The 20,219-nt window shown below is 56.6% G+C and carries 10 protein-coding genes; all 10 read right to left on the bottom strand.

Going from position 1 to position 20,219, the window contains the following annotated elements; translation table 11 throughout:
• Window positions 1–683: 683 nt before the first annotated feature.
• The 10 genes from Q0796_RS00810 to Q0796_RS00855 all read right to left on the bottom strand — a co-directional run bounded on the left by Q0796_RS00810 (window position 684) and on the right by Q0796_RS00855 (window position 20,219).
• The gene (locus tag Q0796_RS00810) at window positions 684–6,617 is read right to left on the bottom strand and encodes a calcium-binding protein (protein ID WP_298439261.1); all 5,934 of its coding nucleotides are present in this window, start codon (window positions 6,615–6,617) and stop codon (window positions 684–686) included.
• 19 nt (window positions 6,618–6,636) lie between these two features.
• On the bottom strand, window positions 6,637–7,911 hold the full coding sequence (locus Q0796_RS00815) for an HlyD family type I secretion periplasmic adaptor subunit (protein WP_298439263.1): 1,275 nt from the start codon (window positions 7,909–7,911) through the stop codon (window positions 6,637–6,639).
• Window positions 7,908–9,698, bottom strand: coding sequence for a type I secretion system permease/ATPase (locus tag Q0796_RS00820; RefSeq protein ID WP_363322296.1), 1,791 nt, complete (start codon window positions 9,696–9,698; stop codon window positions 7,908–7,910). Before Q0796_RS00820 ends, Q0796_RS00815 begins: the two co-directional genes overlap by 4 nt.
• Before the next feature lie 223 nt (window positions 9,699–9,921).
• Window positions 9,922–11,949: an ATP-binding protein gene (locus tag Q0796_RS00825; RefSeq protein WP_298439265.1), complete on the bottom strand. Its 2,028-nt coding sequence runs from the start codon at window positions 11,947–11,949 to the stop codon at window positions 9,922–9,924.
• A gap of 287 nt (window positions 11,950–12,236) precedes the next feature.
• Entirely contained in the window at window positions 12,237–13,073 is an 837-nt protein-coding gene (locus Q0796_RS00830) for a 2OG-Fe(II) oxygenase family protein (protein ID WP_298439267.1), read from the bottom strand.
• Window positions 13,074–13,237: 164 nt separating this feature from the next.
• Window positions 13,238–14,110: a succinate--CoA ligase subunit alpha gene (sucD, locus tag Q0796_RS00835; protein ID WP_298439269.1), complete on the bottom strand. Its 873-nt coding sequence runs from the start codon at window positions 14,108–14,110 to the stop codon at window positions 13,238–13,240.
• Complete coding sequence (gene sucC / locus Q0796_RS00840; protein WP_363322297.1) at window positions 14,111–15,367, bottom strand: ADP-forming succinate--CoA ligase subunit beta; 1,257 nt, start codon at window positions 15,365–15,367, stop codon at window positions 14,111–14,113.
• Window positions 15,364–16,560, bottom strand: coding sequence for a 2-oxoglutarate dehydrogenase complex dihydrolipoyllysine-residue succinyltransferase (gene odhB, locus Q0796_RS00845; RefSeq protein WP_298439271.1), 1,197 nt, complete (start codon window positions 16,558–16,560; stop codon window positions 15,364–15,366). The genes sucC and odhB overlap by 4 nt, the downstream gene beginning before the upstream one ends.
• 25 nt (window positions 16,561–16,585) lie before the next feature.
• Entirely contained in the window at window positions 16,586–19,387 is a 2,802-nt protein-coding gene (gene sucA / locus Q0796_RS00850) for a 2-oxoglutarate dehydrogenase E1 component (RefSeq protein ID WP_298439273.1), read from the bottom strand.
• 124 nt (window positions 19,388–19,511) lie between these two features.
• A complete protein-coding gene (locus tag Q0796_RS00855; RefSeq protein ID WP_298439275.1) occupies window positions 19,512–20,219 on the bottom strand; it encodes a succinate dehydrogenase iron-sulfur subunit in 708 nt (235 codons plus the stop codon).

The raw sequence follows: 20,219 nt of genomic DNA on the forward strand, positions 1-20,219 counted from the left end.
GAATCGGCAGCCACAAAAAAAGGCTGTGTATTAGTTAACTGTTGGCGTTGCTGCGCAGTAGCTATTGTCGCCTGCGGCGAGCTTCGATGGCACTGCTTTCAAATGGTTATGTCGCCGTGGCGACGGCACCCAAAGGGATTCTCCCTTTGGGATCCCATTGCCTTAGCACAGCTCAACTTTCGCTCCTTGCACTGCGCCATTCGGCACTGCATCGATGCGCCATCCATGGCTTAGCGATGCACTCGCAACATCCTGTTGCTCAACCTCATTTTGCAGTACACCGCTCAACGCTGTGATGCGGCAGTAAAGCCGGTGCGGCGTATCTGTCACGGCTAAGTGATCATCTGGCGGTGATAACTTTCTGCCGACTTGGTGACGCCGAGTGCAGCAGTGATGGAGTAAAGCCGAAGGCAGGATGCCGTAGAGGCCAGTTAAGCCATGGATGGCGCATCTGGCCGTTGCTGCAACGCAATGCGGCAAAAACGAGGGGTTGTCGTCACCTCGGAGGCGCTCGGGATTGCAAAGGGACGAGTCCCTTGCCCGCCGCCGGGCGGTCCCGGCAATGACCTTTATGCCGCAGCTGGTCATGCACAATAAGTTCAACAGCTAATTGGTACACAGCCCAAAAAAACCGACGGCAATGCCGTCGGTTTTAGTGAAGTTAGTGTAAACGAAAAAGTGAATTACAAGCCGCCGTTTTGCTCCTCGTCTGGCTGCAGCGCCATGTCGTTCAGATTCACTTCACTTAAGTCGGAATCGGTCCAGATGGTCACGGTTTCACCGGAATCGTTGGTGAACTGGTAGCCTTGGAGCGAATCCACGTCGACCCCTTCGGCTTCATAGCGGGCAACCAGATCCGCATCCATGTCGCCAATATCCAACTCTTGGCTGTAGTTCCAGCCGCCGCCTTCCAGATTGACTTCGTCCGCCCCCAGCAACAGGAACACATCTTCCATGGCGTCGGTGCTGCCGTCGTTCAGTAAGATCCCATCGCCATCGGACTCTTGCAGGATCTGTTCCAGCGAGATTTTCACCGAGGTGGCATCCACGCCATCGTCAATGATCAACGCTTCGATGCCATTCACGCCGGCTTCGGTCATGTCGATGATGCCATCCCCTTGCGGGCCTGCGGTGAGGATGTCGAAGCCGCTGCCCCCTTGGATCACGGTGTCATTGCTGTCGTACACCAAGGTGTCGTTGCCTTCGCCGCCATACAGTTCATCCACCCCGCTGCCGCCATCCAGGCTGTCGTTGCCTGCTCCGCCGAACAGTTGGTCGTTGCCACTGCCGCCGGTTAAGGTGTCGTTGCCCGCTTCGCCAAGCAGCACGTCGTCGTTATTGCCACCATCAAGGGAATCGGCGCCGTCGCCCCCTTGCAGCAGATCGTCACCGGAGCCGCCGTAGAGTTTGTCATCGCCGCTGCCACCATCAAGATGGTCATTACCGCTTTGGCCGTACAGCTTGTCGTTGCCGTCGCCGCCTTGCAGTTGATCGTTGCCACTGCCGCCTTTCAGGGTGTCGTTCCCTGCTCCGCCCAACAGCAGATCGTCGCCACTGCCGCCATCCAGATAATCATTACCGGCTTCGCCCTGCAGTTGGTCGTTACCATCACCGCCGTAGAGCTTATCGTTGCCTTCGCCCCCTTGCAGCAGATCGTCGCCACCGTCGCCGTAGAGTTTGTCGTTACCATCCCCCCCTTGCAGCAGATCGGTGTCGTCACCACCGCGCAGGGTATCGTCGCCATCGCCACCATAAAGTTCGTCGTAGCCCGCACCGCCTTCAAGGGTGTCGTCACCTGCGCCACCAAACAGTTTGTCGCTGCCCGCGCCACCGCTGAGGCTGTCGTTGCCGTCGCCGCCATCCAAAATGTCATCGCCGCCACCGGTAACGATGGTGTCGTTACCCAGGCCACCATAGATAACATTGTTGCCGCCGCTGGAACGGATGCTGTCGTTGCCGTCGCCGCCGTCGATCTGATCATTGCCTGCGCCGGTGGTGATGGCGTCATCCCCGGCGCCACCACTGATCACGTTGTGGCCACCGCTCACAGTAATGGTGTCGTCACCTTCCCCGCCGTCGATCTCGTCATTGCCGCTGCCACTGCTGATGTTGTCGGCGCCAGCGCCACCACTGATCAGGTTATTGCCGCTGCCCGCCACGATGGTGTCATCGCCGTCACCACCGTCGATGGTGTCGTTGCCGTCGCCACTTTCAATGTTGTTGTTGCCGCTGCCCGCATTGATGGTGTTATTGCCGCCACCCGCCACGATGGTGTCGTCGCCGTCGCCACCATCAATGATGTCGTCGCCGCTGCCCGCTTCGATGTTGTCGTTGCCAATGCCTGCGTCGATGGTGTTGTTGCCATCACCAGCAAGAATGGTGTCGTCCCCTTCACCACCGGACACCGTATCGTCACCGGCGCCGGCTTCAAGCAGATCGTCACCGCTGCCGCCGATTAAGGTGTCGTTACCGGCACCGGCGATGATGTGATCATCATCGGCACCGCCATCCAGCACATCGTGGCCATCGCCACCGTCAATGAAATCGCTGCCTGCGCCGCCGCTGATGGTGTCGTTGCCCGCTTCCCCCAGTAAGGTATCGGCGCCACTGCCGCCATCAAGGCTGTCGTTACCAGCGCCACCAACCAGTAAGTCGTCGCCATCACCGCCACGAAGGGTATCGGCGCCATCGCCGCCATACAGGGCATCGTCGCCAACGCCGCCGTCGATGGTGTCAGCCCCCACGCCACCGTAGATGGTGTCGTTGCCTTCGCCGCCAAGCAGCGTGTTGCTGCCGACTTCACCGTAGATGGTGTCGTCGCCAGCCCCAGCATCAACGGTATCGTTGCCTTCACCGGCGTAGACGGTATCGTCCCCGGCTCCGGTCTCGATGCTGTCGGCACCGGCACCGCCAAAGACGGTGTCGTTTTGTGCTCCGGTTAAGATGGTGTCATCGCCATCTTCGGCGTAGATCTCTGCCACGCCTTCGGTGTCGGTGATGGTGTCGTCACCGGCGCCACCGATCAACACATCGTTACCAGCACCACCGATGATGGTGTCGGCGCCGATGCCGCCTTGCACAAAGTCATCGCCATCACCGGCATCAATGGTGTTGCGGCCATCCTCTGCAAAAATCAGATCGTTGCCTGCCCCTGCGGTAACCACATCGTCACCGGTACCTGTGTGGATCTCATCGGCACCGCTGCCCGCTTCAATCAGATCGTCGCCTGCGCCACCGGAAAGCACATCACCGGCGTTCGCGCCGATAAGGTGATCGTTGCCATCGCCACCGGACAAGGTGCTGGACTCTTCGCCACCGTACAACACGTCATCGCCTGCGCCGCCTTCGAGCACATCAATGCCTTCGCCGCCCAGCAGGTGGTCGTTGCCGCTGCCCCCTTGCAGCAAGTCGTCGCCAGTGCCCCCTTCGATGATGTCGGCACCGCCGCCACCAATGATGTGGTCGTCGCCCGCGTCACCATAAAGGCGATCATCGTTGGCCCCGCCATCAATGGTGTCGTCGCCGCTGCCCGCGTGAATCACGTCATCGCCTGCGCCACCAAACAGCGCATCGTTGCCCACGCCGCCACTGATGGTGTCTTGGCCGCTGCCGCCGTAAATTTGGTCATCACCAACGCCACCATCAAGGGTGTTGCTGCCGCCCGAGGCATAGATAGTGTCGGCGCCTTCGCCGCCGGTTACGGTGTCGTCACCATCGCCCGCGTAAATTTCATCATCGCCCGCGCCCGCTTCAATCAGATCGCTGCCATCCCCGCCGGAGATCAGATCCGCCCCCGCGCCACCAACGATGCGGTCATCGCCGTCGCCGCCGTGCAGTTCGCCGCCTTCTTCACCGCCGTAGAGATAATCGTCGCCATCCCCGCCATCTAGGCGATCGATCCCTTCGCCCCCAAGCAGCATGTCGTCGCCACTGCCGCCCATCAGTACGTCGTCGCCCACACCGCCTTCGATGTGATCATCGCCGCCACCGCCAAACAGCACATCATCGCCTTCGCCACCAAAGACTTGGTCGTTGCCGGCGCCGGCATCAACGCTGTCGTCGCCGCTGCCAGCGTGGATCACGTCGTCCCCAGCATCGGCAAAGATGCTGTCGTTGCCGTCGCCCGCATTGATCAGATCCGATTCAGAGCCGCCGTAGATGGTGTCGTCACCGGCACCAGAATCAATGGTGTTGCTGCCGCTGGTTGCCGAAATCAGATCGTTGCCCGAGCCCGTGGTAACGGTGTCGTCACCATCGCCTGCGTAAATCTCGTTGTCGCCTTCGCCACCTTCAATGGTGTCGTTGCCCGCACCGCCGCTGATCAGATCCGAGGCCGCGCCACCAATAATGGTGTCGTCGCCATCCCCGCCATGCAGTTCGCTGCGTTCATCGCCACCGATTAAGGTGTCGTTGCCTGCGCCGCCCACCAGCACGTCTTCCCCTTCGCCGCCATCGAGGTAATCGTCGCCACCACCGCCGATGATAACGTCATTGCCTAAGCCGCCGCTGATGGTGTCGTCGCCATCGCCGCCGTCGGCAAAATCATCCCCTTCGCCAAGGGTAATGCTGTCGTCGCCCCCTTCGCCAAACACCACGTCGTTGCCTGCCCCAGCCACAATGGTGTCGTCGCCTTCGCCAGCAAATACGGTGTCGTTGCCTGCGCCGGCGTCGATGCTGTCATCGCCGTCGTTGGTTTCGATGTAATCGTGGCCTGCGCCACCAGTCACGGTGTCTGCGCCTTCGCCACCAAAGATGGCGTCGTTGCCTTCGCCGCCGTCGATAAGGTCGTCGCCTTCATTACCAAAGATCACGTCATCGCCTGCGCCAGCATCAACAACATCGGCGCCTTCACCGGCAAAGATCTCATCGTTACCAGCGCCAGAGTCGATGGTGTCGTCACCGCCTTCGCCAAAGATAATGTCGCGGCCTGAGCCGGTGATCACGCTGTCGTTGCCTTCTCCGGCGTACACCAGGTTGTCGCCATCGCCAACGTTAATGTCGTCGTTACCGCTGCCCGCAAACACCTGATCATTACCGGCTCCGGCGGTAATGATGTCGTCCCCTTCGTTGGCGTGCAGCTGGTTGTCGCCTTCGCCGCCTTCTAAGATGTCGTCACCGGTGCCAGCGTAAATTTCATCGTTACCGGCACCACCGCTCAGCACATCATCGCCTTCGTCGCCGGTGATGATGTCGTCGCCGTCGCCGCCGCTGATGGTGTCGTGGCCAGCGCCACCATAAAGACCGTCGTTGCCCGCGCCGCCGAGTAAGGTGTCGTTACCGGCTTCACCCACCAAGACATCATGGCCGTCGCCACCGCTTAGGGTGTCGTTGCCTTCGCCCCCGAGCAGGGTGTCGTCGCCTTCGTCGCCACTGAGGGTGTCATCCCCTAAACCGCCAACCAGAAAATCGTTGCCTTCGCCACCGCTTAGGGTGTCGTCGCCCACTTCACCGTACAGTTCATCGTTGCCTTCGCCGCCGTCGAGCAGATCATTACCATCACCGCCCAGCAAGATATCGGCGCCAACACCACCAACCAGCAGATCGTCGCCATCACCGGCGATCAAAACATCATCGCCGTCGCCGCCATACAGTTCGTCGTTGCCTTCGTCGCCCAACAGGGTGTCGTCGCCTTGCCCCCCTTGCAGCACATCTTCGCCTTTGCCGCCCACCAGTAAGTCATCGCCTTGGCCGCCACGCAGGGTATCGTTGCCGTCGTCGCCCAGCAGGGTGTCGTTACCTTTACCCCCTTGCAGGAAATCGTCGCCCAGCTCGCCCATCATGACGTCGTCGCCGTCACCGCCCCACATCTGATCGTCGCCATCGCCGCCGAGCATTTCGTCGTTGCCTTGGCCGCCGGATAAGCTGTCGTTGCCTTGGCCACCAAACAGTTTGTCGTCGCCTAAACCGCCTTTAAGGGTGTCGTCGTTGCCGCCCCCATCCAGCACGTCATCGCCGCTGCCGCCGTGGATGTAATCGTCGCCCTGCATGCCAAATACGGTGTCATCCCCAGCGCCAGCGGTGATGGTGTCATCCCATTCGCCGCTGCCGTCAATGGCTAAGGTGTCGATATCAACCCCGGGGCCCGACAACACATTCAGCTCGATTGATACCAACCCATTTTCGGGCATTAACTCTGGATCGATCTCGATGGTGATGATGCCGGTGTCTTCACCCACCACCAGCGCGGGGCCGGTGTAGATCACATTGCCTTGGGCGTCTTTAACGGTGACTTGAATTTCGGATTCGTCGCTGCTGTCGATGTCCAGTTTCATCTTGAACTGGTTACCGCCATCGGGGATCGCCACCATCACGCTGAAGGTGTCGCCCACTTCGTAACGCCCGGGGGCATTTTCACCCGAGAACTCGGTGACGTTTTCGTTGGCAGACCAGCTGTCGGTGGGATCCACCTCTTCCTCAGGCTCGGCCTCGGGATCCTGACCTGCATCCCCTAAAATCACGTCGTCGCCGCCGCCGCCACCGATGCTGTCGCTGCCATCGTTCCCCACCAGATAGTCATCGCCACCTTCACCGGTAACAATGTCATCCCCAGCAAAAGCATCAATGTGCTCGCCTTCGCCTGATCCTACGATTACGTCATCTTCATTTGTGCCTGACATGATTGATACTCCTCAGGGATTAACTTTCTCGAAGGGCCCGGTTGGTATGGGTTAACACCGGATCCAGCAAATAACGCAGCAACGTTGACCGTCGCAATTGAATAAACACGTCCACCGGCATGCCCGGGGCTAGGCGCCGATCCGCCAGCTGTTGCAGCTGGTTTGGCACAATTTGAACTCGAAAGCGGTAGCCTTGTTCTTCGCCAAACGAGGTGGGATCCGCGTCTACGTGCACCACTTGACCATCCACTGGGGCTAGCGCCCCGCCATCTAACGCCCGTAGGTGCACTTTGGTGGTTAGCCCTGCCCAAACGTTGTCGATGTCGGTTAAGGGCAACACCCCTTCCACCACCAGCTCAGGATCCTGAGGCACCAGCCGCATCAATACTTCGCCGGGCCAGATCTGATCGGTGGCCACCGCTTGGGCTCGCAGCCCCGCCACCGTGCCGTCGTTCAAGGCGTAGATCATGCCGGTGTCGTGTCGCAGCTGCATGTTTTGCAACGACAGCTTGGCTTCGATTAACGACAGGTCGACCTCACCAAGGCGCACCATGACGTTGGCAACAAACTCGCTTTGTACCCGCTCTAGCTGCCGCGTTAAGCCGGTAATGTCGGCCTTCACTGCGGTGCGCTTAGCGCGGCTGGCACCGATGGCTCCCCCCAGTTCGGCGTTGGCTCGTTCAATCGCCAACAGCTGCATGCGCGCCAAATAAGCCTGTTTTTGCAATTGACTGGCGATGGATAGCTCCTCGTCAGAGAGCTTCTTGCGTGCCACCAAACTGCCGTGGCGAATGTCTAATGCCTGCAATTCGCTGCGGCGGCTGCTGAGCTTTAACTCCAGCTCCTGCATGGTGAGTTGCTGATGTAGCAACTGCTGTGCCATCAGCTGTTTGTGCTGATTTTTGATGGTCTCAGGAATATCCAATTTATTGATTTGGCTTCCTTTACCTTCATTCAAGGTTTGCTCTAAACGCGCTTTCTCAGCCGCAAATTGCCACACCCGCTCTTGCCACTTTTCCAATTCTGCGGCACTGCGACCATCGCTGATCTCCATCAACAGCTGCCCTTTTTGCACGCTTTGCCCGTCGCTGACGTGGATCGCTTTGATCCAACCGCCATCGCGATGGGCGATCACTTGGGCGTTTTTCCCCACCACCAAGGTGGCGCCAACCACGGTGCCCGCTTGCAAGGGCATCAGGGCCGCCCACAGCAGAAACCCTAAAAAGCCCACCGCAACCACAACCCCGGCTCGCTTGGCCCAGCGCTGCGGCGACAGTTCAAATGCGTCTCTCATAGAACCTCCTTGGCGCTCACCGCCTGAGTGACTTTGGTGGCGGGGCTTGGAACGGCCTCATCCACGCCGACCGTTTTGGTGTTGGCTTCGCGGGTTTTGGTTGTATTAAGCCGTGGGCTGTTGGTTTTCACCGCCGGGGCCTTTAAGACTTGCTCGCGCGGCCCCGCTTGCGCGATGCCACCGTGTTTCAAGGCGATAACCCAATCCACCTTGGCAAGCAGCTGCGGTGCATGCGTTACCATCACCACGGTGATCCCCACCTTGCGGCAGTGGGCTAAGACTTTGGCTAAAGCCCGTTCGCCATCGGGATCGAGGTTGGCGGCAGGTTCATCTAACACCAGCAGTTGCGGCGAGCCATACAACGCCCGCGCTAACGCAATCCGTTGCCGCTGCCCCGCAGAAAGCTGCATGCCAGCATCGCCAATTTTGGTTTCGTAGCCTTGGGGCAGTTGGGTTACTAACTCATGCACTCCGGTCAGCTGTGCTGCTTGCAGCACCAGTTCGCCATTGGCTTCACCAAAGCGGCCGATGTTTTGCGCCACGGTGCCGTTGATCAGCTCCACCTCTTGTGGCAAGAAGCCGATGTATTGCCCAAGGGTTTCGGGTTCCCACTGATTCAACGACGCGCCATCAATGCGGATCTCGCCGGCACTGGGTCGGTCCATGCCCAGCAACAGATGCAGCAAGGTTGACTTGCCTTCACCGGTTCCGCCTAAGATCGCCAGCGATTTCCCCGGCGCTAAACGGAAGCCAATTTGCTTCAACAGCGGCATTTTCTGACCGCTCGGAATGTAGGAGACGTTGTTCACCAGCAGTTCGCCCACCGGACGCGGCAGCGGTAATTTGCCTTCATCGGCATCCAATATCGCGCCGTATTCCGCTAAGCGGCGGTAGCTTTGGTAGACCCGCTGCCAATGGCGCCACTGGGTTAACGCCGGTTCAATCGGGGCAAAAAAGCGACCACTGAGCATCGATGCCGCAATCACCGCACCGGGGCCGATCTGCTGTTGCATCACCAGATAGACCCCAAGGGCAAGTAAGCAGATCTGGATCGATTGGCGCAGCCCACGCGATACCCCAGCAAGTACGCTCATGCGGCTGCTTAGGCGCCAGTTGTGCGCCACTTGTTCGCTGTTGCGATCGCGCCACTGCAGGCTCAGGCTCGGGCCCATCCCCATCGATTTAATGATGTGGCTGCGTTTGAGGTAATCCGTTAATCGCTGTTGGCTTTCGTTGCTGCTGCTGTTTACTTCAGCAAACAGGCCACGGGAGATGCGGTAGGTAAAACTGGTTACCGCCAACAGCACCAATGCCCCAATGGCCGCCACCGCAGCAAACAGCGGATGCAGGAAGTAGAGTACGAGTAAAAACAGCGGCACCCACGGCAGCTCAAAGGCGGCAACACTGCCCGGGCTTAAAAAAAAGGTCCGCAGCTCGGCCAGATCGGTTAAGCCATTACGGCTGACTTTGCCTTGGCGGGCGCTGTCGTCCAACGCACTGAGCAACAGCGGCGGGGTTAGATCCAGATCGAGCTTATGGCCGGTTTGCTGCAACAGTTGACCGCGCGCAAAATCAAGCACGCTTTGCACCGCCAACAAAAACAACGCAATCGACATCAAGGCCACCAACGAGGCGACACTGTGACTGACCATAACGCGGTTAAATAACTGCAAGGTATAGATAGGCATGGTCAGTAACATTAAGCTGGTAAAAAAGCTTAACCCGACCGCGACGATAAGGTACCGCCGACCCTGCATCAAAGCACTTCCAAAGGCGCCTTGGGACATTCGTGACACTCCTTGTCACCCCACTGGTATTTCAAAGATTAGTCATAAAAAACGTGCTTTTGCGTTGAACGGCAGCGGTTACCACCACGGTCACAGTAAGGGTGAAAAAAAAACAACCTGAAAGCAGGTGGTTAGCTGGGTTATTCCCGGTGGGAAAAAGTTGGGGATGGCAAATAAAATGCGGCGATAAACGCCGCATTGGTGGTCAGAAATTGCGTGGCTTTCAGGCGGGCTCGGCCACCACCGTGGCAATGCCTTGCTGCAATGCCCCCAGCGTCAGTGGCTTGGTTAAAAAGTCATCCATGCCCGCTTCACGACACATTTTTTCATCTTGCGCTGTTACGTTGGCAGTAATGGCAATAATGGTGGCGTGACGGCTTAAGCCTTCACGTATTTTTCGGGTTGCAGTGAACCCATCCATCACTGGCATTTGGCAATCCATCAGGATCAGCTCATAGGGTTGCTCCTGCGCCGCCGTAACGGCCTCTTGACCGTTGTTGCAGATGGTGGCTCCCCCTGCCCCCAATTTATGCAAAAACACCTTCATCACCGCTTGGTTACTTTTGTTGTCTTCAACCAACATCACCGCCACATTCGACAACGGTTTATCGGCATCAACGTCGCGGTTTGGCGCGGCAGGAGTAGCCGTAACCGCTGGCGGTGGCGTTGGGGCGGCCGTTGGCGGAGTGCGTACCGGCCCGTCTCCATTTGACTGGGGCTGGCCATTGAACTGACTGCCATAAGCCGCCGCTGGCGCGGCTTCCGGTTCGGTGGCGGTAATGTGAATTTTCCGCAGTTTAGGCCGTTCAATAACGGGCTCGACATGGGGCTTCGGCGGCGGTGGCACCCCTTTGGCCAGCGGCAATATCAAGCTAAAGCAGCTGCCTTTGCCCAGCGCGGAACGCACCTCTAACTTGGCATCCATTAGGGTCGACAGTTTTTTACAGATGGCCAACCCCAGCCCCGTGCCGCCAAACTGACGAGTCACTGACGTATCGGCTTGGGAATAGGCATCAAAGATTGACGACAACGCCGTGGGATCGATGCCAATGCCGGTGTCTTCAATTTCAATTCGAATGGTGCAGCCATCGCTGTGCTGCTTATCCAGCACCAAGCGCACCGTGACCTTGCCGTTGGGGCTGAACTTAATGGCATTGCTCAGCAGGTTACTGATGATCTGGCCGATGCGACCTTCGTCGCCTTTTACGTACTGCGGCACTCGTTCGTCGACTTCGCTGACCAGCTGTACGCCGTTGGACTGCGCCTGCCCAGAAAAGCCCGAGATCCGTTTCGAGAAGGATTCTCGCAAACCAAAATCGATGGGTTCGAGTTTCATGTTGCTGGAATCTAATTTCGAGAAGTCGAGCACCTCGTCAACGATGCTCAGCAGGGCATAAGAGGCACCAGAGATGTGTTCCAGGTGTTCGCTCACCTCCGGCGGGTATTGATCACGATCTTGCCCCATCACATCCACAAAACCGATGATGGCGTTGATGGGGGTGCGGATCTCATGGCTGGCATTGGCCATAAATTCACTGCGAGCCAACAACGCTTTTCGCAAGCGATTGTTTAACTCTTCATCCTGCTGCTTACTTTGCAACAGCTCTTTATCCGTGCGCTCCAGCGCTTGAGCCAGCTCGGCCAATTCGCTTTTTAAGGTGATCGGTTGGGCAAAGTCAGCCTTGCCGCTGCCCATCTGCTCGAGCTTCTTTAAAATCAACGACAGTGGGCGAATGAACAGCTGCGCCGCATACAGATAGATGCAAGAAAACCCCGCCGCTAAAAACGCCAAGATCACCAACAACCGCGCTACGGTGGCTTCAAACAAGGCGCTGACGTCGTGAGTGAGCGAGTAATACAACTTGCCTGAGGGGTATTGCAACGAGCCATCGGTCACCACACAGCGCGCCACCGGATCGTAAGGCAGTTGAAAATAGGGGGGGGTACAGGCGCCGGCGCTGTCTTGGGTTTGGTAGCGATACGCGTTCTTTAGCCCGCCTAATGAAAACACCGCATAATTCACTTGAGCGTGCGGCTGCAGCAGCGCATCGATGTTGGCCTGATCCAACCGCAGCTGCCCCTCTTGTTCAACCACCAATTGCGCCGCCTGCGTCTTCATCATCTGCTGCACCAGCGTCAGCTTGTGCTGATATTGATCGTGCATGTTCCAATACAGCAGTAGCACCACCAAGACTGAAAATACAGTTGCGATGGCACCAAACAATTTAAACGTCAGCCGGCGGATCCGCATGGTACGAACACTCCCTGTTAGCCTACCACTGCACCAAACGGTGCTACGAAAGTGTAGTCTGACCCACATTGATCCGGTGGCTATCGATCTATTTTTAGGGCATATCTGCCCAATAATATGGCCGGTTCAGTACCCAGTTATCGGCTGGGATCTGACCTTGATGAAGATCCGTCGATTGGGGCGTTGCAACATTGAGCATCCCGTAACGCCACAGTTCAAACAAAAAACGGAGCCTTGCGGCCCCGTTACTGTTGATGCGACTACTGCGAGACTGACCGCGCAGGCGCTTAAATCACCCCAAGCTCGCGCAGGCGCTCCATCAAGTAGCTGTTGGCGGTATAACGCTCGGACAACACCACTTCTGGTCGTGGGTGCAAAAACAGCGGCAATGAGATCCGCGAGCCATTTTGCACGCCCTCTTCCGGGTTAATCACCCGATGGGTGGTGGATGGGAAGTACCCTTTCGATGCCTCTTGCAGCATGTCACCAATGTTCACCACCAAGGTGCCAAAATCCGCAGGCACATCAACCCAGTCGTCGCCATTTTTGATCTGCAGCCCTTTGGCGTTCGCCGCCGGCAAGATGGTCAGTAGGTTGATGTCTTCGTGGGCGGCGGCACGCAGCGCGCCAGCCGGTTCGGTGCCGGTCATTGGTGGGTAGTGCAGCACTCGCAGCAACGTTTTCTCGCTGCCGGTCACCATGCTTGGCAGCGGTTCGCTGTAGCCTTCGGTCATTTCGGTTGGGCCAAAACGCTGTACCCAGGTTAATAATTCACTGGCCAAACTGTTGGCTTGGGCGTAGTAACTGGCCAAGTCTAAGCGCAGCGAATCTGGGCATTGCCCCCACGGGTAGAAGTGAAAATACTCTTTCAGATCTTTGGTGTTGTTGCCCTTGGCGGTTTCCGATACTTCAGCCGGAAAAAAGCCATCTTGCTTGGCGGGATCAAAGCGGAAGTTATGCTTCTGCTCGGTTTGGAAAAAGCGTCCCCATTGCTCGTAAATGGTTTCGACCAGATCCTGTGAAATCGGATGATTTTTTAATACGCCAAAGCCGGTTTTATGCAGCGATTCGACAAAGCGCTCGGCCGCATCTGGGGCCTGATAATCAACAGCTACCAATTCCATAGTGCAGATTTCCTTATGGGTTAAAATTGCGATCCTGTTCAATCCCAATGCACCATCGTGATGGCGCATTGGGATTGTGCTCAAATCGTACTGCCAAGCGCTAGTTTTAGCAAAAAGCCCACCAAAAAGGTGGGCTTTTTCTGTAAATCTAGTGATTTAGCTCATTACCAACCGGTAATGTCGCGCAACGCGCTGCCGATGTCGGCCAGCGAACGTACGGTGCGCACACCGGCGTCTTCCAGTGCCGCGAACTTCTCGTCTGCGGTGCCTTTGCCGCCGGCAATGATGGCGCCAGCGTGGCCCATGCGTTTGCCTGGTGGTGCAGTTACGCCCGCAATGTAAGAAACCACTGGCTTGGTTACGTTGGCTTTAATGTAAGCCGCCGCTTCTTCTTCAGCAGTACCGCCAATCTCGCCGATCATCACGATCGCTTCGGTTTGCGGATCGTTCTGGAACATCGCCAGTACGTCGATGAAGTTAGAGCCTGGGATTGGATCGCCACCAATACCAACACAGGTAGACTGACCAAACCCTTCGTCGGTGGTCTGCTTAACGGCTTCGTAGGTCAAGGTGCCGGAACGCGACACGATGCCCACTTTACCTGGCTTGTGAATGTGGCCTGGCATGATGCCAATTTTGCATTCGCCTGGGGTGATAACACCTGGGCAGTTAGGGCCAATCATGCGTACGCCCGCTTGGTCCAGCTTCACCTTCACTTCCAGCATATCCAACGTTGGAATGCCTTCGGTGATGGTAACGATCAGTTCGATGCCCGCGTCAATCGCTTCTAAAATCGCATCTTTACAGAACGGCGCTGGTACGTAGATAACCGTGGCGGTGGCGCCAGTGGCTTCTACGGCTTCGCGTACGGTGTTGAACACGGGCAAGCCCAAGTGCACGCTGCCGCCTTTGCCTGGGGATACGCCGCCAACCATCTGCGTTCCGTACTCAATCGCTTGCTCTGAGTGGAAAGTACCCTGACCGCCGGTGAAACCCTGACAGATCACTTTGGTGTCTTTATTGATTAACACGCTCATTTACTTGGCCTCCGCTGCGGCTACTACTTGCTGCGCTGCGTCGGTCAAGCTGGTTGCAGCGATGATGTTCAAACCAGATTCCGCTAGGGTCTTAGCGCCAAGTTCGGCGTTGTTACCTTCCAAGCGAACCACTACAGGTACTGCAACACCCACTTCTTCAACCGCACCGATAACGCCTTCAGCGATCAAATCACAACGAACGATGCCGCCGAAGATGTTCACCAGAACCGCTTTCACGTTGCTGTCAGACAGGATGATCTTGAATGCTTCGGTTACGCGCTCTTTGGTGGCGCCGCCGCCCACATCCAAGAAGTTCGCAGGGCTGCCGCCGTGCAAGTTAACGATGTCCATGGTGCCCATGGCCAAACCTGCACCATTGACCATGCAACCGATGTTGCCATCCAATGCCACGTAGTTCAGTTCCCACTGCGCTGCGTGCGCTTCGCGCTCATCTTCTTGGCTAGGATCGTGCATTTCACGAACCTTGGCTTGACGGTACAGGGCGTTGGAATCGATGTTAATTTTGCCGTCTAAGCAGTGCAGGTTGCCGCTGTCGGTGATAACCAGTGGGTTGATCTCCAGCAAGGCGAAATCTTTGTCGAGGAACATCTGTCCCAAGCCCATGAAGATTTTGACAAACTGCTTAATTTGGTCGCCTTTCAGGCCCAATTTAAACGCCAATTCACGCCCTTGGTAAGGCATTGGGCCTACCAGTGGATCGATGGCGGCTTTGTGGATCAGCTCTGGGGTTTCTTCAGCAACTTTTTCAATCTCTACGCCGCCTTCAGTGGATGCCATGAACACCACACGCTGGGTGCCACGGTCTACCACTGCGCCCAAGTACAGCTCTTGGTCGATGTCGGTGCAGGACTCAACCAAAATCTTGGTTACCGGCTGACCATTGGCGTCAGTCTGGTAAGTCACCAAGTTTTTGCCCAACCAGTTTTGAGCAAACTCTTTGATCTCTTCTTTGCTGCTGGCCAGCTTTACGCCGCCCGCTTTACCACGGCCACCGGCGTGGACTTGGCATTTTACTACCCACTTGTCGCCGCCAATTTTACCGGCAGCTTCAGCTGCTTCTTGTGGGGTCTCACACGCGTAACCTTCAGAAACCGGCAAGCCGTATTCCGCAAAGATCTGTTTTGCCTGATATTCGTGCAAATTCATGGTTTTAGTCCGTTGTGCTTCTTGTTGTCCTTTTCCCCAACCACGGCTGGGGTAGAAACTGGGACAGCACCGCTGCCCCAGGTAGATCAGATGTCCAGCAGCAGACGAGTTGGATCTTCCAGTAACTCTTTAATGGTTACTAAGAAACCAACTGACTCGCGGCCATCAATGATACGGTGATCGTATGACAGAGCCAGGTACATCATCGGTTGAATAACCACTTGGCCATCAACCGCCATTGGCCGTTCTTTGATGGCGTGCATGCCTAAGATGGCACTTTGTGGTGGGTTGATGATTGGGGTCGACATCAATGAACCAAACACGCCGCCGTTGGTGATGGTGAAGTTACCACCGGTCAACTCTTCGACGGTCAGTTTGCCCTGCTGGCCCTTAACCGCCAGCTCTTTAATGCCTTGTTCAATTTCCGCCACCGACAGTTTGTCGGCGTCGCGCAGTACTGGGGTAACCAAACCACGGGGGGTGGATACCGCAATGCTGATGTCGAAGTAGTTATGGTAAACCACCTCATCGCCATCCAAAGAAGCATTGACTTCTGGGTAACGTTTCAGGGCTTCCACTACCGCTTTAACGTAAAACGACATAAAGCCAAGGCGGATCCCGTGGCGCTGTTCGAAGACGTCTTTGTACTGCTTACGCAGGCTCATGATCGGCGCCATGTTCACCTCATTAAAGGTGGTTAGCATGGCGGTAGAGTTTTTCGCTTCCAGCAGACGCTCCGCAATGCGCTTACGCAGGCGGGTCATTGGCACGCGCTTTTCAGTACGGCCGTTCAGCGCTGGGGCGGGGGTTGGCGCCTTAGCGGGGGCAGACGGGGCTTTCGCCACGGCGGCCGGTTTCGCTTTAATAAAGGCTTCTACGTCTTCTTTGGTGATGCGACCACCGACACCGCTGCCGCTAACGGCGCTGATGTCGATGTTATGCTCAGCCACCAAGCGACGCACGGATGGGCTCAGGGCATCGTCGCCCTCTTCAACCGCAGGGGCGGCATCGGCTTCCGCTTTAGACACTTCCTGACCGGCTTTCACGCCCGCCACAAAATTCGCGATAAGTTGCTCTGCTAAGACGGTTTCGCCTTCACCCTGCAAAATCTCGCTGATCTGACCATCCTCTGGAGCAACCACTTCCAAAACCACTTTATCGGTTTCGATGTCCACCAGGTTTTGATCGCGGCTTACCGCTTCGCCTGGTTTAACGTGCCACGTCGCAATGGAGGCATCGGCTACCGATTCCGGCAGAACGGGGACCTTAATTTCGATGCTCATCGGTTCTTCAATCCTTGTCTTGTTCTTAGTTCAGATTCAGCGCGCTTTCGATCAACGCTTGTTGCTGAGTGTTATGCAATGAAATGTACCCTACCGCTGGTGACGCAGACGCGCTCCGGCCGGCATAGGTTAACTGAGCACGCTTTGGAATGGCGGCCCAGAAATGGTGCTGGCTGCAATACCAAGCGCCCTGATTCTGTGGTTCTTCCTGACACCAAACGAAATCGGTTACGTGCTGGTAGGCTTCCAAAATGTCGCCTAACTCTTGCGCGGGGAACGGGTACAGCTGCTCGATACGAATAATGGCAACGTTATCCTGTTCCTCTTTGCGGCGGCGCTCCAGCAGTTCGAAATAAACTTTACCGGAACAGAACACCACCCGATCAACCTTGGCTGGATCCAGCGCGTCGATTTCCGCAATCACGTTCTGGAAGGTGCCGTTGGCTAACTCTTCAAGGCTGCTGACCGCCATTGGGTGGCGCAGCAACGATTTCGGACTCATCACCACCAGTGGGCGGCGCATTGGCCGTACGGTCTGGCGGCGCAACATGTGATAAACCTGTGCTGGCGTGGTTGGCACACACACCTGCATGTTGTGGTTAGCACTCAGTTGCAAGAAACGCTCTAAACGCGCCGAGCTGTGCTCTGGCCCTTGGCCTTCATAACCGTGTGGCAGCAACAACGTTAAGCCGCACAAACGGCCCCACTTTTGTTCACCACTGGACAGGAATTGGTCAATAACCACTTGGGCGCCGTTGGCAAAGTCACCAAATTGCGCTTCCCAGATGGTTAACCCTGAGGGTTCCGCGGTGGCGTAGCCATACTCAAACGCCATCGCCGCGGCTTCAGACAACACCGAATCGTGAATCTCGATCGGGCCTTGCTCTGCGGCCACATGCCGTAACGGCATGTAGGTGGTGGCGTTCTCTTGGTTGTGCAAAACCGCATGGCGGTGGAAGAAGGTACCACGGCCGGAATCTTGGCCGGTTAAGCGCACACGGTAGCCCTGCTTCAGCAAGGTGCCGTAGGCCAACGTTTCCGCCATGCCCCAATCCAACGGCTTATCGCCGTTGGCCATGATTTGGCGGTCACGGTAGATCTTGGCCACTCGGGATTGCAGCTTATGCGACTCTGGCACTTCCGACAGCATTGCCGCCATCTGGCTCAGCTCTGCTACGTCAACCTTAGCGTCCCACTCAACGTCCCAATCGTGGCCGATGTATGGGCTCCAATCGACGCTGTGCTCGGTCATGGTGCGCCACTCTGGCACCACACAATCACCGGCATCAAGTTGCTCACGGTAGGTGTTGATTTGCTCGGTCACCTCTTCAGCGGCCATCACCTGCGCGGCCACCAACTTGTCGGCGTAGATCCGACGTGGGGTTGGGTGTTTTTTGATCTTCTGATACATCAACGGCTGCGTGGCGTTGGGCTCGTCCGCTTCGTTGTGGCCATGACGGCGGTAGCAGATAAGATCGATAAACACATCGCGGCCAAATTCGTAACGGTAATCAATCGCCAGTTGAGCGACAAACGCCACCGCTTCAGGATCATCTGCGTTCACGTGGAATACCGGTGCCTGCACCATTTTGGCGATGTCGGTACAGTATTCGGTCGAACGGGTATCCATTGGGTTTGAAGTGGTGAAACCAACTTGGTTGTTGATCACCAAGCGGATAGCGCCGCCCACAGAGAAGCCGCGGGTTTGCGACATGTTCAAGGTCTCTTGAACTACGCCCTGCCCGGCAATAGCCGAATCACCGTGAATGGTCACCGGCACCACTTTTTTGCCATCGGTACAGCCGCGACGATCCATCCGTGCGCGAACCGAGCCAATCACGACCGGAGATACGATCTCGAGGTGGGATGGGTTAAACGCCAGCGCCAAGTGTACGTTGCCGCCTGGGGTGGCAAAATCGGACGAGAAGCCCTGATGGTATTTCACGTCGCCAGAGCCCAGCAGTTCGTCGTGTTTGCCCGCAAATTCGTCAAACAGATCCCCAGGCTTTTTCCCCAAGATGTTAACCAGCATGTTCAAACGACCCCGGTGGGCCATGCCAATAACCATCTCTTTGGCGCCATGATCGCCACTGCGGTAGATCAGTTCACGCATCATTGGAATGGTGGCATCGCCGCCTTCCAACGAGAATCGCTTTGCACCGGGGAACTTAGCACCAAGGTATTTTTCCAGCCCTTCCGCGGCATTCAGGCCCGCTAAGATCTGGACTTTTTTCTCTTTCGACAGCTTATCAACCCCAACGACCCCTTCAAGCCGCTGCTGGATCCAGCGTTTCTCTTCGGTGGAGGTGATGTGCATGTACTCAGCGCCCACATGACCACAGTAGGTGCGTTTCAATGAATCGATCAGCTGGCCCAGCTTCATTGCATCGCCACCAACGGCATAAGAACCGGTGTTGAATTGGCGAGCCATGTCTTCTTCTGTCAGACCGTGGTATTGCGGATCCAGTTCTTTTACCGGCTCGCGTTTCCACAAACCTAATGGATCCAGATCGGCGCCTTGATGGCCACGGAAGCGGTGCGCGTTGATCAGCTGTAAAACCCGCACCTGCTTTTCGCTTAGCTCTGGATCAACCGTGGTCTTTTTAGACCGGTTGGTATCCAGTGCTGCGGCACGGAAATACTCGCGAATTGGGGTATGGGCGACTTCATCTCCCTGCCCCGGTAGCTCAGCAAAAATTGCCTGCCACTCTTCGCTGACCGAAGTCGGCTCTTCCAGATAGGCCTCGTACAGCTCTTCTATATAAGCTGCGTTGGCGCCGGCGAAGTGCGTACTATCCTGCCATGCCTTGAGGGAATCCTGTCGCATTCTTATTCCTTGAGTAATACGTCACGGGAACTCGTTTCCCGAACATCAAACTAAAAGGCCACGACCATCATTTCTGACAGCGTGGCCTTGTGTCTTTTCAACCGTCCGAGAACGGTATCCTACTTCAGACCGCGCGGTTTAGTAGCATCGACTTGATGTGACCAATCGCCTTTGTTGGGTTCAGTCCTTTTGGACATACGTCGACGCAATTCATGATGCCGTGGCAACGGAAGACGCTGAAGGCATCATCCAGTTCACCTAAACGTTCATCGGTGGCGGTATCACGGCTGTCTACCAAGAAGCGGTAGGCGTGCAGCAAGCCACTTGGGCCAACAAATTTATCGGGGTTCCACCAGAACGACGGACACGCGGTAGAACAACAAGCGCACAAGATGCATTCGTACAAACCATCCAGTTTTTCACGCTCTTCCGGTGATTGCAGGTTTTCACGAGCGGGAGTTTTGCCATCGTTGATCAGGTATGGCTTCACTTTTTCGTACTGCTTGTAGAACTGAGTGAGATCCACCACTAAGTCGCGCACCACGGGCATGCCCGGCAGGGGTCGAATCACCAGTTTCTTGCCACCGAAGGCGGAAATTGGGGTAATGCAGGCGAGGCCGTTCTTACCGTTCATGTTAACGCCATCACTGCCACACACGCCTTCACGGCAAGAGCGACGGAAAGAGAGGGTGGGATCCTGCTCTTTCAGCATGTGCAACACATCCAACACCATCACATCGGAGCCTTCCGGCAGATCCAAGGTGTAATCTTGCATCATCGGCTTACGATCCGTTTCCGGGTTGTAGCGATAGATAGAAACTTGCAAACTCAT

The organism is uncultured Ferrimonas sp., assembly GCF_947489035.1.
Taxonomy (GTDB): Bacteria; Pseudomonadota; Gammaproteobacteria; order Enterobacterales; family Shewanellaceae; genus Ferrimonas.

Bases quoted from the DNA above. Each gene is read 5' to 3' on its own strand.
- Q0796_RS00810 (WP_298439261.1), bottom strand. From the start codon at position 6,617: ATGTCAGGCACAAATGAAGATGACGTAATCGTAGGATCAGGCGAAGGC.
- Q0796_RS00815 (WP_298439263.1), bottom strand. From the start codon at position 7,911: ATGAGAGACGCATTTGAACTGTCGCCGCAGCGCTGGGCCAAGCGAGCC.
- Q0796_RS00820 (WP_363322296.1), bottom strand. From the start codon at position 9,698: ATGTCCCAAGGCGCCTTTGGAAGTGCTTTGATGCAGGGTCGGCGGTAC.
- Q0796_RS00825 (WP_298439265.1), bottom strand. From the start codon at position 11,949: ATGCGGATCCGCCGGCTGACGTTTAAATTGTTTGGTGCCATCGCAACT.
- Q0796_RS00830 (WP_298439267.1), bottom strand. From the start codon at position 13,073: ATGGAATTGGTAGCTGTTGATTATCAGGCCCCAGATGCGGCCGAGCGC.
- sucD (WP_298439269.1), bottom strand. From the start codon at position 14,110: ATGAGCGTGTTAATCAATAAAGACACCAAAGTGATCTGTCAGGGTTTC.
- odhB (WP_298439271.1), bottom strand. From the start codon at position 16,560: ATGAGCATCGAAATTAAGGTCCCCGTTCTGCCGGAATCGGTAGCCGAT.
- sucA (WP_298439273.1), bottom strand. From the start codon at position 19,387: ATGCGACAGGATTCCCTCAAGGCATGGCAGGATAGTACGCACTTCGCC.
- Q0796_RS00855 (WP_298439275.1), bottom strand. From the start codon at position 20,219: ATGAGTTTGCAAGTTTCTATCTATCGCTACAACCCGGAAACGGATCGT.